The sequence below is a fragment of the Nocardia sp. NPDC050630 genome (assembly GCF_044457245.1).
Taxonomy (GTDB): domain Bacteria; phylum Actinomycetota; class Actinomycetes; order Mycobacteriales; family Mycobacteriaceae; genus Nocardia.
This window is the reverse complement of sequence record NZ_JBITGN010000001.1, coordinates 594289-606641: the sequence shown is the minus strand read 5'-3', so window position 1 is coordinate 606641 and position 12353 is coordinate 594289. Positions and strand designations below refer to the sequence as shown.

Genomic DNA, 12353 nt, shown 5'->3' with positions numbered 1-12353 from the left:
TGCGGCAAAGCCTCGGTGCGATTTCACGAAGTTGAACGTGGGGTGACTACAATCCTGGCCTTCGCGCGCGGCACAGTGGTGATATTGCGCACCCGTGCGCGCTCTGATTTCGCCCCCTCGGGCGCGGCCAGGGTGTAGCGGGACAGGATCTCGCGCAGCACCGTTGTGCCCTCCATCAGCGAGAATCCGGCGCCGATACAGCGGCGCACCCCACCGCCGAAGGGCAGCCAGGTATTCGGTTCGACCTCGCCGTCGAGGAAGCGCGATGGACGGAAGGTCCAGGTATCGGGATAGTTGGCCGGGCTGCGGTGCGCGAGCAGGATCGAACAGCTCACCACAGTGCCCGCGGGCAGATCCCAACCGCCGATGGCCATATCCCGGGTGAGTTTGCGGACCGCGCCGGGGATGACGGTGCGCAACCGCATCGCCTCCTTCATGACGGCCTCGAGCGCTCTGTCGTCCTCGGTGCGGACCGCTTCATACGCGTCGCGTTGTACCCGCGGGTTGACCGACAATTCGTGTAGGGCCCAGGACAGCGCCGCCGCGGTGGTTTCGTGACCGGCGAGCAGCAGGGTCATGAGTTGATCGCGCAATTCGGGGTCGGTGAGCGGCGGATCGGCATCGGCATCGCCGCCGGCCCGCAGCAGCCGGGACAGCACGTCGGTTCGTGCGGCGAGGTCGGGTGCGGTGCGCCGGGCCGCGATCTCGGCATACAGCAGATCATCGATGGCGGCCATAGTGCCGTGGAAGGATCTCCACGGCGGATACTTCTGCAGCGCCGGTTTCATCAGGCCGAGGTACTGCAGTGGACCGATACCGACGATGCGCCTGAGGCGCGGTGCGAGCGCGGCCCGGGTGCGTCCATCGGTGACGCCGAAGACCACCCGCATGATCACCTCGAGGGTGAGCGCGTTCATCCGGTCGAGGGTGATCACCGTCGAACCGGACGGCCAGTGGTCGACCTCCGCGGCCGCGATCTCGGCGACCAGATCGCGGTAGCCGCGCAGGGCCGCGCCGTTGAATGCGGGCATGAGCAATCGGCGGGCCCTGGCGTGTTCGGCCTCATCGGTCAGCAGCACCGAATGCTCGCCCATGACCGGGCCGAGGATCTGATTGCCTTCGCCCGCGTGCAGGTCGCGCGGGTCGCCCGCGAAGATTTCCTTGATGTGTTCGGGGCGGCTGAATACGACGAGGTTCTGTGCGAACGGCGGCACACGCAACGAGAAGACATCGCCGTAGCGCCGCCGCAACGGCGGCAGCACCTGGGCGCGGTTACGGATATACAGCAGGCCCTGCAGAAATGCGGGAATCGGCGGACCGGGTGGATACGCCGCAGTCATCTTCCCCTCCGCATCCAGCGCCGGACGCATCGTTACGACCGGTTCGCTGCACTGTTCCACAGTTGTCCGGCATGACGGAAGCCCCTGAGGCACACACCCTGATCAACGGGACCGTCCATCAGATAGACGCACACCCATACCGGACTCAATGCAGCGCTGGCGCTCCGGCCAATTCGACCGGAAGATCCTGCAATCCCCGAATGAGCATGCTCTCCCGCCAACGCAATTCCCCACCATCGGCGGCCAAACGCAGATCCGGATACTGCTCGACCAACCGTGTGATCGCGATGCGCGCCTCCAGCCTGGCCAGGCCCGCACCCAGGCAGTAGTGGATGCCGTGGCCGAACGCCAAGTGGCCCGAAGTGGAGCGCTGCGGATCGAACTCTGCCGCGTCGGCGAAGTGCCGTTCGTCGTGGTTGGCCGAACCCAGTGCGACAAGCACCATCTCGCCCGAGGGGATTTCGGTGCCGCCCAGCGTGATCGGTTCGGTGGTGTAGCGCAAGGTCGCGACGTTGACTGGACCGTCGTAGCGCAGCATCTCCTCGATCAGGGCGGGTACGGCCTCGATGTTGCCGTGCAGCGCACGGTAGCGCGCCGGATCCGACAGCAGGGTGAGCACCGTATTGCCGATCAGATTGACCGTGGTCTCGTGTCCCGCGACCAGGATGAGGAACACCATGGAGATCAGCTCGTCATCGGTGAGACGGTCACCGTCGGCGTTGGCGGCGATCAGGTCCGAGACGAGATCCTCCCCCGGCCCCTCGGCCCGCCGTCGAATGACAAGCCGCTCGAAATAGTCGGCGATGGCATCGGTCGCCTGCCGGACCTCCTCGGGCGTCGCGGTGGACAGCTCGACGATGATGCGCGACCACTCCCGGAAATCCGCGCGATCGGCCACCGGCACACCGAGCAGTTCGCAGATGACGGTGATGGGCAGCGGGAATGCGTACTCCGACAACAAATCCACCCGGCCGGCGCCGCCCGCGGCGATCCGGTCTAGGAGTTCGTCGGCGATCGCCAACACGCGCGGGGTCAGCGCCTCGATCCGGGCGGGCGCGAATGCGGGCGCGACCAATCGGCGCAGCCGGGCGTGCCCCGGCGGATCGGTATTCAACAGGTGGTAGCTGATCCGGGCATTCACCGCGCCGACGCCGGTCTCATCGATGGGCAGGCCGCGGGCCTTGCGGCTGGCGTCGGTGCGGGGATCCTTGCGGATGGCCGGATGGCGTAGCACCTCCCGCGCGACGTCCAAATCCACCACCAGCCAGGCGCGCACGCCGGTATTCAACTCGACTGGGTGCACAGGTCCTTCGGCGCGTAACTCCTCGTAGAAGGCATACGGTGTATGAAAGAAGTCCTGCGGCAGCTTTCTCATTCGACGGCCCTTCCCGTTCACGAGTTGTCTTGCGCCCCTTCGATAGTGGCACGCGACACCGATCTCGACTACCCGCGCGCCCGACGGTAGCCACCGAATCTGACCAGAGGATGACCTTCGCGCGCATCGCATCCGACGAAAGGATGACCGCGACAGATTCACTACACACGGCCACGGCGGGGCCGATACTCTCCGCGGATGGGACCGATTTCTCCTGTCCTGCGCGGAGCCCGGATCGCGAATTCGTTCGCCTTCGGGTTGCAGGGCTTTTTCTTCGCGGTGGTGCTCACCGAACTGCCCCAGCAGAAGGATCGCTTCGACCTGTCCGATGGCCTGATCGCGGGTTCGGTGGTGCTGGTTTCGATCCTCGCGGGCCTCGGCAGTGTCGCGGCCGAGCAGGTGGCCACGCGATGGTCGAGTCGAGTCACGGTGCGGATCGGCCTGCTCGGCATCACGGTCACCGGATGCGCCATCGCGCTGGCCCCGAACACCCCCGCACTGCTGATCACCCTCGGGCTCTACGGAATCGCGGTCGGCATCGTCGACGCGAGCACCAATATGCAGGGGGTGTTCATTCAGCACGGATACGGGACCTTCATCCTGTCCTCGTTCTATGCGATCTGGAGTGCCGGATCGATACTCGGCGCGCTGTTCGTATCCGCCTGCGAGGCAATGGATGTCACGCTGCGCGAATCGCTGTTGACGGCGGCGGGCATAGTTCTCGTGATCGGATTGATGCTCGGTCCACGCCTACTCGGTGCAGCGGAAGCCGAATCCGGCCCGGCCGAAGTGGCCGACAGCGAATACGGGGCGGCCGGGATGGTCCCGCTGCGCATGTACCTCGCCTTCGGCATCGCTGCCTCGCTCGTATTCGCCATCGATCTCGCGGTCAGCAACTGGTCGGCGTTGTATCTGAAGGAGGATCTGCTGGCCACTTCGTCCGCGGCGGCGTTGGCGCTGGCGGTCTATCAGTGCGCATCGCTGGCCGCCCGACTCAGCGGTGATCTGTGGGTGCGGCGGCTCGGCGGACGCCGGGTGGTGCGCATCGCGGGGACGATCGGCGTACTCGGACTGACTGTCGCGGTCGCCGCGCCCGGGCCGGTTATCGCGATCCTCGGCTTCCTGATCGGCGGTTTCGGGACCGGCGTCGTCGCACCGCTATGCTTCAGCGAGGCCGGACAATTGACCAGCGGACGCCAGCTCGACGCACTCATCGCACGCCTGAATCTGTTCAACTACGCGGGCACACTCGTCGGCGGCGGGCTGGTTGGCGCGATCGCCGCCGGGTTCGGACATCGGATCGGTTTCGCGATTCCCGTCCTGTTCATGGCGATCGTTATCGCACTCGCGCGGGTATTCCATTCCCGTTCCGAACCGGATGAACTTTCCGCGTCCAGCGATGGTCGTGCTGTACTGGACATATGAGCAACATCCCAGTCACCGTCGACCGGGCCGGAATATGGGACGCCGAGGCGCTCAGTGACGTTGCGGCCGCGACCTTTCCGCTGGCCTGTCCGCCGCACGCCACCGCGGACGATATCGAGATCTTCATCGCCGAGGCGCTCTCCGGTGAACGCTTCGGCGAATATCTGACCGACCCCGCCCGGATCGTGCTCAAGGCAGTCGCGAACGGCGATATCGTGGGCTACGCGATGTTGAACTACGGCGACCCGGCCGATCCCGACGTCGCCAAGGCCGTCGACCTGCGGCCGGCCGTCGAGATCAGCAAGATGTACGTACTGCCCGGCCACCACGGCGCCGGGGTGTCGAAGGCGCTGATGAACGCGTCGCTGGAACTGGCCCGCGGGGACGCGGTCGCTGCGGTGTGGCTGGGAGTCAACCAGGAGAACGAGCGCGCCCAACGTTTCTATCTCGAGCACGGATTCGAACGAGTCGGCACCAAGACATTCATGGTGGGCAGCCAATTGCACCACGATTTCGTTATGCGGCGGGTCTTCTGACCGAATCAGGCCACGAACTCGACCAGCGCCGCATGGAAATGCGGATCCACCACGGCCATCAGATGGTCGCCGGGCACGATCCGCAACGTCGCCTCGGGTAGTGCGGCCGCGAGCCGATCGGGCTCCGCGGCGAACGGGTCGTTATCGCCGGCCAGAACCAGGCTCGGCATCGTGATATCGGCCAAAGTCTTTATGGGCTCGTCATCAAGGCCGGTCGCGACCGCCTCGATGGCGTCGCGATCGGCGCGTACCGCGTCGGCGAGAATTCGGAACATCATCGCGATCGGTGGTGTGCCCGCGCCATCACCGCGCATGGCGGCGCGCAGATCATCGATATCGATGACGCGCCGGTCGACGCCGCCGCAATCGAGCACACCGGAGCCGATGCCGCCCACCGCCAGCTTGCTCACCCGCTCGTCGGAGCCGGCCACCAGCAGCGAGATGATCGCGCCCATCGAATAGCCCACCTGCACAACGCGATCGAAGCCGAGTTCGTCGTAGAGCGCGCTGACATCGCGTGCCATCCCCGCCCATGAATACCGCGACGGATCATGGGGTTTCTCGGAACGACCGTGCCCGCGCGCATCGAGTGACACCACGGTGTGCCCGGCGGCGTGCAGGGCTCCGACTACCCCGGTGGCCATCCAGTTGGCATTCGTATCGGCCACTACCCCGTGTTGCAGTACGACCGGAATGCCTGCGCCCTCCCACACGCGGTAGTTGAGCTCCAGTCCGTCCCAGGTCTTGAACGTCGTCATGACCGGATCGTAGCCGGATAGCATGATTGACAAGTTCGATGTGTTCAGTATTTACTGAACAAGTCAGTTTTCACTGAACTTCCCGGGATCAGAAATCTCTTTAAGGAGCCTCATGACCACCACCGCGATCCGCACGGAGGGCCTGACCAAGCACTACGGCAAGCATGTCGCACTCACCGGGCTGAATCTCGAGGTCGGCCGGGGCGAGGTGTTCGGTTTTCTCGGGCCCAATGGCGCGGGCAAATCCACCACCATCCGGATCCTGCTGGATCTGATCCGACCGACCGCAGGCCGGGTCGAGGTGCTCGGCATCGAACCGCGCGTCGGCGGTGCGCAATTGCGCAAGCGCATCGGTTACCTGCCGGGTGAACTCGAGATCGAGGGCCGCAATACCGCTCGTGAGCTGCTCACCTTTCTGGCCGACCTGCGCGGCGATGTCGCACCGAGGCGGATCACCGACCTTGCCGATCTGCTCGATCTGGATCTGTCCAAGAAGGTCGGCGCGATGTCCAAGGGCAATAAGCAGAAGGTCGGCATTATCGGCGCGTTCATGCACAATCCGGATCTGCTGATCCTCGACGAACCCACCTCCGGACTGGATCCGCTACTGCAGCAACGCTTTCTCGAGCTGGTCGGCGCGGCCAAGCGCAATGGGCAGACGGTGTTCATGTCCTCGCACATTCTCAGCGAGGTGCAGCAGAGCGCCGACCGGGCGGTCATCATGCGCGCCGGTCAACTGCTCGGCACCGAGAATGTCGAGGATCTGCGCAGGCGTTCGCCGCGCTCGGTCGAATTGGTCTTCGTCGAGGACATCCTCGGCGACGACTTCGCCGAGCTGCCCGGCGTGCGCGATGTGTCCGTCGACGGAAAAACCTTGCGCTGCACCACCGAAGGCGAGGTCGACGGCCTGTTCAAGGTGGCCGCGAAATACCAACTGGTGAGCGTGCTGTCCACTGAGCCGGATCTCGAACAGATCTTCTTCAGCCGCTACGGCCGCTAATCCTCTATCACCCGAATCATCTAGTGCACAAGGGAATTCGTCATGACTCGCTCGATCTTCACGCAAACGTTGAAGGAACAGCGGCGCGGCCTGATCGGCTGGTCGATCGGCTTCGCCATCATCCCGCTGATGTACCTGCCGTCCTATCAGTCGCTGAAGGAGCAGGGCTCGCTCGATATCAAGCAGAACAAGATGTACGACGCGATGGGCGTCAGCGATTTCGCCAGCGCCAGTGGTTATTTGAACGCCACGGTGTACTCGTTGATGGGTCTGCTGCTGATGCTGATCTTCGCGGTCACCTTCGCGAGCCGTTCGGTGGTGCAGGAGGAGAACGGGATGCTGGATCTGCTTCTCGCCCAACCGATCAATCGGATGAATCTGCTGCTGCAGCGATTCGCGGCGCTGGCCGTGCAGACAGCGAGCGCGACAGCCGTGCTCACCCTGAGCGTGATTGTGGGGGCCGACCAGGGTGGGCTGGACGTACCGACCGGCAATATTGTGGCGGCAAGCGCGGGGCTCGGATTGCTGGCGCTGGTCGTGGGCGCGATCACGCTGCTGATCGGCGCGGCCACCGGAAAGCGTTCGGTGACACTGGGTTCGGCGTCGCTGATCGCGGTGGCCGGTTATCTGGCCAATAATCTCGGCGACGACTCGGTGCGCAAGCTCTCACCCTTCTACTGGGCCAATGGCGGCGCGCCGCTCGTGCACGGCTGGAACGGTATCCACCTGACGGTGCTCGTCATCGTGGCCGCCGCCGCCCTGGTTCTGGGGCTAGGTGCCTTCGATCGCCGCGATCTGGCGGTCTGACCGACCGCTCCGGGGCGGGCCGACACGGTCCGCCCCGTTACCGCTACCCGTATTCTGGAAGGGATACTTCTCCGATGGGCACCACCGACAACGAGCAGGCCACCGAACCGACTCCGGAAAAGTTGGCATTCGTCGAGGATTTCGCGCTCGTACTGGAGCGGATGGGCCTGGTCCGGATGACGGGTCGGGCCGCGGGGTGGTTGCTGGTCAGCGATCCGCCGGAACAGACCTTCGGCCAGATCGCCGATGCGCTGCAGGCCTCCAAGGGCTCCATTTCGTCGGCACTCAAGACGCTGGTCACCATGCGCTGGGTGGACAAGATCTCCAAGCCCGGCGATCGCAAGGACTACTACTCGATCCGGCCCGGAATCCTGCCCGAGCTGACCCGCCAGCAGAGCGGTATGTACACCGATCTCACCAATATGACCGCGCGCGGGCTCGCCCTATTCGACGACCCGAATGGTACTGATGCCGAACGGGTTCGGGATATGCACGAGTTCTTCGTGTGGATGGGTAAGGAGCTACCCGCACTGATCGATCGGTGGTACGCGGAACACGCCTAGGCGAGCAGCTTCGCCTTCAGTGCGCCGATATCGGTGGCCGACAGCTTCAATCCGTCGCGGATGTAATTGTCGAAACTGCCGTAGCTGCGGTCTGCCTGATCGAAGGCGGCATCCAGCCAGGCGGCCGAAACACCATTGAGCGGATCGTTCGGGCTGGCATCGCGGTACTGGTTGGACAGCAGGAAATCCCGCATGACGGTGTCGCGGTCCACGCCGAGGACGGTCAGTAGGACGGCGGAAGTCCAGCCGGTACGGTCCTTACCGGCGGTGCAGTGGAACAGCACGGCGCCGTCGGCGTCGACGATGTCGCGCAGCACCGCGGCGAACGCCTCGTTCGCACCGGGCGCGGTGATGAACGCGCGATACAGGTCATTGCCGCCGGTGAGGGTGGTGATCAGAGTTTGCGGCGGGGCTTGCCCGATGACGTCGTTCCAATTCGCGACCGCACCCGCGGGCACGCGGTCGGCCGCGATGGTTCGCTCGTAGACGGTGCGCAGATCGTCGACCACGCGCACCCGACGGTCGGTCAGCACCGCCAGATCGGCCGGAGTCGCATTGTTGAGCTGACCGGTGCGGTAGACCAGCCCGGTGCGTACCCAGTGGCCGTCGGTGGTGCGGTAGCCGCCCGCGTCGCGGCCGTTCTGCACGCCCTGCAGCGGCAGTGCGCGATCGAAGGTCACCGGATCGGCGACGCTGACCGGGTCGGCCAGTGCGACACCCGCCACCGGACCGAAAGCGACGGTGAGACCGGCGGCGAGCGCGACCGGAACCCGAACGGAACGACGGACCATGCTGCTCCAATGCACTCGGCGTGAACGCCCACTACACAATCAAGTGAAGTATGAGTTGGTCAACTTTCCTGTTCGGCTCGGCCGCGTAGGTCGATCCTCGACAGTTACGCGGCGACCTCGAAGCGCGAAAGCGCCAGCAGACGCGAAATCGCACGCAGGTACTTCTTGCGATATCCGCCGTCGAGCATCTCCTTGGAGAAGATCTCATCCAACTTCGCACCCGAAACCGTCACCGGGACACTCGCGTCGTACAAACGGTCGGCGAGCACGACGATCCGCAGCGCGACCGCCTGATCGGTCACCGGATGCACATCCGAGATGTACACCGACGACACACCGGCGATCAGCGCGCCGTACTTGGACGGGTGCAATGTGCTCAGATGCTTCAGCAGCGCATCGAATTGGTCGAGCGTGGAACCCGTTGTGGCAGCGGCACGTTCGGTGAGCGACTCCGGCGAGCTGGGTTCGGGTGCTGGCGGCAGATCGCGATGCCGGTAGTCCGGACCGTCGACCCGTACCGCCTCGAAGATCGAACCGAGCTTCTTGATCTCGCGCAGGAAGTCCTGTGCGGCGAAGCGACCCTCCCCCAGCTGGCCGGGCAGGGTATTGGAGGTGGCGGCAATGGAGACACCGCGCGCCGACAGCTCGGTCAGCAACCGCGAGACCAGCATGGTGTCGCCGGGATCATCGAGTTCGAATTCGTCGATGCACAGCACACTGTTCGTCGCGAGCCGCTCGAGGGCGTTGTTGAAGCCGAGTGCGCCAACGACATTGGTGAGTTCACCGAAGGTGCCGAAGGATTTCGGCGCGGGCACGCTGTGGAAGACGGAGGCCAGCAGGTGGGTCTTGCCCACACCGAAGCCGCCGTCGAGGTAGAGCCCGGCGCCGCTGATCGGTTTCTTCTTCCCGAACAGGCTCTTCTTGTTCACCGCCTGATGGATCTTGGCGACCTGACCGGCGAATCCCTCGGCCTTGCCGACCGCGGCCGCCTGTGACGGCTCATTGGGATCGGGGATGTAGGAGGCGAAACTGACCTCGTCGAACATGGGCGGTGGCACCATCTGGGCGACCAACTGGTCCGCCGGAACCTCCGGATGGCGATCGACAAGGCGTTCTTGCATGCTGGAAGCCTAATGACGTGGTGTGATCTTTGTTCATGCAGCGTATCCACAATGCGATCCAGCTCACAGGACTGAGCCGCGACGACCTCGCCGACCTGTACGCCTACCCCACCGAACTCCAGGCCCCTTGGGTCCGCGCCAATTTCGTTTCCAGCATCGACGGCTCCGCAACCAGCGACAATGTCTCCGAGGGCCTCGGCACCCCGGCCGACAAAACCGTCTTCATGCTGCTGCGCCAATTGGCCGATGTGATCGTGGTCGGTGCGGGCACCGCGCGGGCGGAGAACTACGGTGGCGCCGGGACCGACCCGGTCTTTCGGCGGGCGCTGTACGACCGCGGCATCGGCGGACATCGCGACGGCGCACCGCCACCGATCGCCGTGGTCACCGCGAGCGCTTCGCTGGAGCCGGGTGCGCGGCTGTTCACCGAGACCAAAGTTCCGACGCTGATCATCACGACCAGCACCGCACCGGAGGATCGCAAACAGCAACTCGCCGAGGCGGGCGCGCAGGTCATCGAGGCGGGCGGTGTCGCGGTCACTCCGCAGGGCCTGATCAACACACTCACCGATCTCGGACTGCGGCGCGTGCTGTGTGAGGGCGGCCCGCATCTGTTCGGTGAGCTGCTGGAGGCGGATGCGGTCGACGAACTGTGCGTCACCACCTCCCCGATCCTGGTGGGCGGCACCGCGCGCCGAATCTCGCTGTCGGCACACGAATTCCGGGTACCGATGGTGCGCGGCCATATCCTGCTCGACGACGACGGCACCATGCTGACCCGCTGGACCCGTTCATGAACACACCGCACGAACCTGGCAGGCTGTAGCGCATGCGCTGGACTCGGGCCGTCGTGCTGGCATCGACACTCTCGATCATGATCGCCGGATGCGGTGCGGGACCTTCCGATCGCCCCGGCGTCGCCGTCGAGCGCGCGCCACAGGGCGGGGCGGGTCCGCACCCGACCACGGTCATCGCGCCACCGCCGGATGCCGGTGTCCCGAAAACCGATCTGGCCTGGCGCGATTGCACGACACCGACGCTCGACCTACTCAGCCTCGGCCCCGCGCCGTCCGGCCTGGTCCTGGACTGCGCCGAATACACCACGCCGATCGATTCGACCGGCGGCGTGCTCGGCAACTTCCGCACCGGCGCCATGCGTGCCCGGCTGGCGCAGACCCCGACCGATGTCGCTCCGCTGGTCATCACCTCCGGCTCGGACCGCTCCTCGACCGCGACACTGGCCGGGTTCGCTGTCGGCGCGGCCAACGGTCTGCTGGCCACCCGCCCGATCGTCGCGGTAGACCGGCGCGGCCTCGGCACCTCACAACCGATCGACTGCATGAGCGTGGAGTCCCGCCGCGGCCTTGCCGATAACGGGCAATTCGGACCGGGCGCGAGCGATCCGATCGAAGCGGCGACCGGATTCAGCCAGGACGCCACCATTGCCTGCCGCGATTTCCTGCAGCCCTATGAAGGGACCTTCGACGCACCGCACGCCGCCGATGACATCGAACAGTTGCGCAGGCAGTGGCAGGTCGATCGGATCGACCTGCTCGGATCGGGCAACGGCGCGAAGGTCGCGCTCAGCTACGCGCGGAAATTCGGCGACCACCTCGCGCGTCTGGTGCTGGACTCGCCGGAGGCCGTCGGTACCGATGCCGTCACCCGCACCGAACAGCGCGTTCAGGGCGCGGAGGCGGCGGTTACCGCATTCGCCCAGCGTTGCACAGGAGTCAACTGCTCACTCGGCGCCGACCCACGAGCGGCGATCATCGATCTGGTGCGCAAGGCGGGCAGCGGCGGACTCGGCGATATCTCCGCGAACGCGCTATTGACTGGTTTGTCGGGGTTCCTCGCCGGTCCGCGCGACCAGTCATCGCATATCGCCGAACTCGCCGACGCGCTCTCGACCGCCGGGCGCGGCGATCGCGGCCCGCTCGGGACGCTGATCCAGCGCGAAACCGCCGCCACCGCGGCCGATGGTCAGTTCGTCAACCGCTGCACCGATAACCAGCTGCCGCCGAGCCCCACCAAGGCCAAGGAACTCGCCGACACCTGGGGTGCCAAGTATCCGGTGTTCGGCAGGTCGGCCGCGATCGGGATGATGGAGTGCGTCGCGTGGCCGGTCAGTGCCGCACCGCCGCTGCCGGAGAAGCTGGACCTGCCGGTTCTCGTACTCGGTGGGGTGGCGGATCCACTGGTGGGCGATGGCGGTCAGGCCTCGGTGACCGGGGCGCTCGGCGCCGCGGGCGCGCGCAAGGCCGCGATCACCTGGCAGGGTTGGGGACATCCGGTCTTCGCCCATTCCGGTTGTGCACAACGGGCCCTCACCGACTATTTGAAGGACGCCAAGCTGCCTGCCGATGGGACGGCGTGCCCCGCATAATCGAGCGAATCAAAGATACAGCCCCGTTAGGGGAGATGACCGAGGCGAGCGCAGCGAGGCTGCGGTCATATGAGCGAGCGCAGTGAGCGAATCAAAGACACAGCCCCGTTAGGGGAGATGACCGAGGCGAGCGCAGCGAGGCTGCGGTCATATGAGCGAGCGCAGCGAGGCTGCGGTCATATGAGCGAGCGCAGTGAGCGAATCAAAGACACAGCCCCGTTAGGGGAGATGACCGAGGCGAGCGCAGCGAG

Annotated in this window: 12 protein-coding genes; 7 read left to right on the top strand and 5 right to left on the bottom strand. The window is 65.5% G+C overall.

Features of this window, described 5'->3' with window-relative positions; genetic code table 11:
• Positions 1-23 precede the first annotated feature (23 nt).
• The gene (locus ACIBG0_RS02650) at positions 24-1340 is read right to left on the bottom strand and encodes a cytochrome P450 (protein ID WP_397028560.1); all 1317 of its coding nucleotides are present in this window, start codon (positions 1338-1340) and stop codon (positions 24-26) included.
• Positions 1341-1485: 145 nt separating this feature from the next.
• Positions 1486-2715 carry a cytochrome P450 gene (locus ACIBG0_RS02645; RefSeq protein ID WP_397028559.1) on the bottom strand — a complete coding sequence of 410 codons (1230 nt, stop codon included), beginning with the start codon at positions 2713-2715 and terminating at the stop codon, positions 1486-1488.
• A 198-nt stretch (positions 2716-2913) separates the two neighbouring features.
• Here ACIBG0_RS02645 and ACIBG0_RS02640 point away from each other — a divergent pair, with 198 nt between their 5' ends.
• Together ACIBG0_RS02640 and ACIBG0_RS02635 are read left to right on the top strand one after the other, a co-directional pair.
• On the top strand, positions 2914-4140 hold the full coding sequence (locus tag ACIBG0_RS02640) for an MFS transporter (RefSeq protein WP_397028558.1): 1227 nt from the start codon (positions 2914-2916) through the stop codon (positions 4138-4140).
• A complete protein-coding gene (locus ACIBG0_RS02635; protein ID WP_397028557.1) occupies positions 4137-4676 on the top strand; it encodes a GNAT family N-acetyltransferase in 540 nt (179 codons plus the stop codon). The genes ACIBG0_RS02640 and ACIBG0_RS02635 overlap by 4 nt, the downstream gene beginning before the upstream one ends.
• 5 nt (positions 4677-4681) lie before the next feature.
• On the opposite strand, the gene ACIBG0_RS02630 is transcribed toward ACIBG0_RS02635, so the two are convergent.
• Positions 4682-5434 carry an alpha/beta fold hydrolase gene (locus ACIBG0_RS02630; RefSeq protein ID WP_397028556.1) on the bottom strand — a complete coding sequence of 251 codons (753 nt, stop codon included), beginning with the start codon at positions 5432-5434 and terminating at the stop codon, positions 4682-4684.
• 112 nt (positions 5435-5546) lie between these two features.
• Between ACIBG0_RS02630 and ACIBG0_RS02625 the strand changes: the two genes are divergently transcribed.
• The 3 genes from ACIBG0_RS02625 (at position 5547) to ACIBG0_RS02615 (ending at position 7804) form a co-directional block, all read left to right on the top strand.
• The gene (locus tag ACIBG0_RS02625) at positions 5547-6434 is read left to right on the top strand and encodes an ABC transporter ATP-binding protein (RefSeq protein WP_397028555.1); all 888 of its coding nucleotides are present in this window, start codon (positions 5547-5549) and stop codon (positions 6432-6434) included.
• 42 nt (positions 6435-6476) lie between these two features.
• Positions 6477-7241 (top strand): ABC transporter permease subunit, encoded by a 765-nt coding sequence (locus ACIBG0_RS02620; protein ID WP_397028553.1) that lies wholly within the window; start codon positions 6477-6479, stop codon positions 7239-7241.
• Between the two features lie 74 nt (positions 7242-7315).
• Positions 7316-7804 (top strand): GbsR/MarR family transcriptional regulator, encoded by a 489-nt coding sequence (locus ACIBG0_RS02615; RefSeq protein WP_397028552.1) that lies wholly within the window; start codon positions 7316-7318, stop codon positions 7802-7804.
• Here ACIBG0_RS02615 and ACIBG0_RS02610 read toward each other — a convergent pair.
• Together ACIBG0_RS02610 and zapE are read right to left on the bottom strand one after the other, a co-directional pair.
• A complete protein-coding gene (locus tag ACIBG0_RS02610) occupies positions 7801-8595 on the bottom strand; it encodes a tyrosine-protein phosphatase (protein ID WP_397028551.1) in 795 nt (264 codons plus the stop codon). The two genes, ACIBG0_RS02615 and ACIBG0_RS02610, sit on opposite strands and share 4 nt — an antisense overlap.
• A gap of 104 nt (positions 8596-8699) precedes the next feature.
• A complete protein-coding gene (zapE, locus tag ACIBG0_RS02605; protein ID WP_397028549.1) occupies positions 8700-9716 on the bottom strand; it encodes a cell division protein ZapE in 1017 nt (338 codons plus the stop codon).
• Positions 9717-9751: 35 nt separating this feature from the next.
• Between zapE and ACIBG0_RS02600 the strand changes: the two genes are divergently transcribed.
• Together ACIBG0_RS02600 and ACIBG0_RS02595 are read left to right on the top strand one after the other, a co-directional pair.
• On the top strand, positions 9752-10513 hold the full coding sequence (locus ACIBG0_RS02600; RefSeq protein ID WP_397028547.1) for a pyrimidine reductase family protein: 762 nt from the start codon (positions 9752-9754) through the stop codon (positions 10511-10513).
• Positions 10514-10545: 32 nt separating this feature from the next.
• Complete coding sequence (locus ACIBG0_RS02595; RefSeq protein ID WP_397028546.1) at positions 10546-12102, top strand: alpha/beta hydrolase; 1557 nt, start codon at positions 10546-10548, stop codon at positions 12100-12102.
• Positions 12103-12353: the final 251 nt, after the last annotated feature.

Coding starts and splice junctions, on each gene's coding strand:
- ACIBG0_RS02650 (WP_397028560.1), bottom strand. CDS start 1,340: ATGACTGCGGCGTATCCACCCGGTCCGCCGATTCCCGCATTTCTGCAG.
- ACIBG0_RS02645 (WP_397028559.1), bottom strand. CDS start 2,715: ATGAGAAAGCTGCCGCAGGACTTCTTTCATACACCGTATGCCTTCTAC.
- ACIBG0_RS02640 (WP_397028558.1), top strand. CDS start 2,914: ATGGGACCGATTTCTCCTGTCCTGCGCGGAGCCCGGATCGCGAATTCG.
- ACIBG0_RS02635 (WP_397028557.1), top strand. CDS start 4,137: ATGAGCAACATCCCAGTCACCGTCGACCGGGCCGGAATATGGGACGCC.
- ACIBG0_RS02630 (WP_397028556.1), bottom strand. CDS start 5,434: ATGACGACGTTCAAGACCTGGGACGGACTGGAGCTCAACTACCGCGTG.
- ACIBG0_RS02625 (WP_397028555.1), top strand. CDS start 5,547: ATGACCACCACCGCGATCCGCACGGAGGGCCTGACCAAGCACTACGGC.
- ACIBG0_RS02620 (WP_397028553.1), top strand. CDS start 6,477: ATGACTCGCTCGATCTTCACGCAAACGTTGAAGGAACAGCGGCGCGGC.
- ACIBG0_RS02615 (WP_397028552.1), top strand. CDS start 7,316: ATGGGCACCACCGACAACGAGCAGGCCACCGAACCGACTCCGGAAAAG.
- ACIBG0_RS02610 (WP_397028551.1), bottom strand. CDS start 8,595: ATGGTCCGTCGTTCCGTTCGGGTTCCGGTCGCGCTCGCCGCCGGTCTC.
- zapE (WP_397028549.1), bottom strand. CDS start 9,716: ATGCAAGAACGCCTTGTCGATCGCCATCCGGAGGTTCCGGCGGACCAG.
- ACIBG0_RS02600 (WP_397028547.1), top strand. CDS start 9,752: ATGCAGCGTATCCACAATGCGATCCAGCTCACAGGACTGAGCCGCGAC.
- ACIBG0_RS02595 (WP_397028546.1), top strand. CDS start 10,546: ATGCGCTGGACTCGGGCCGTCGTGCTGGCATCGACACTCTCGATCATG.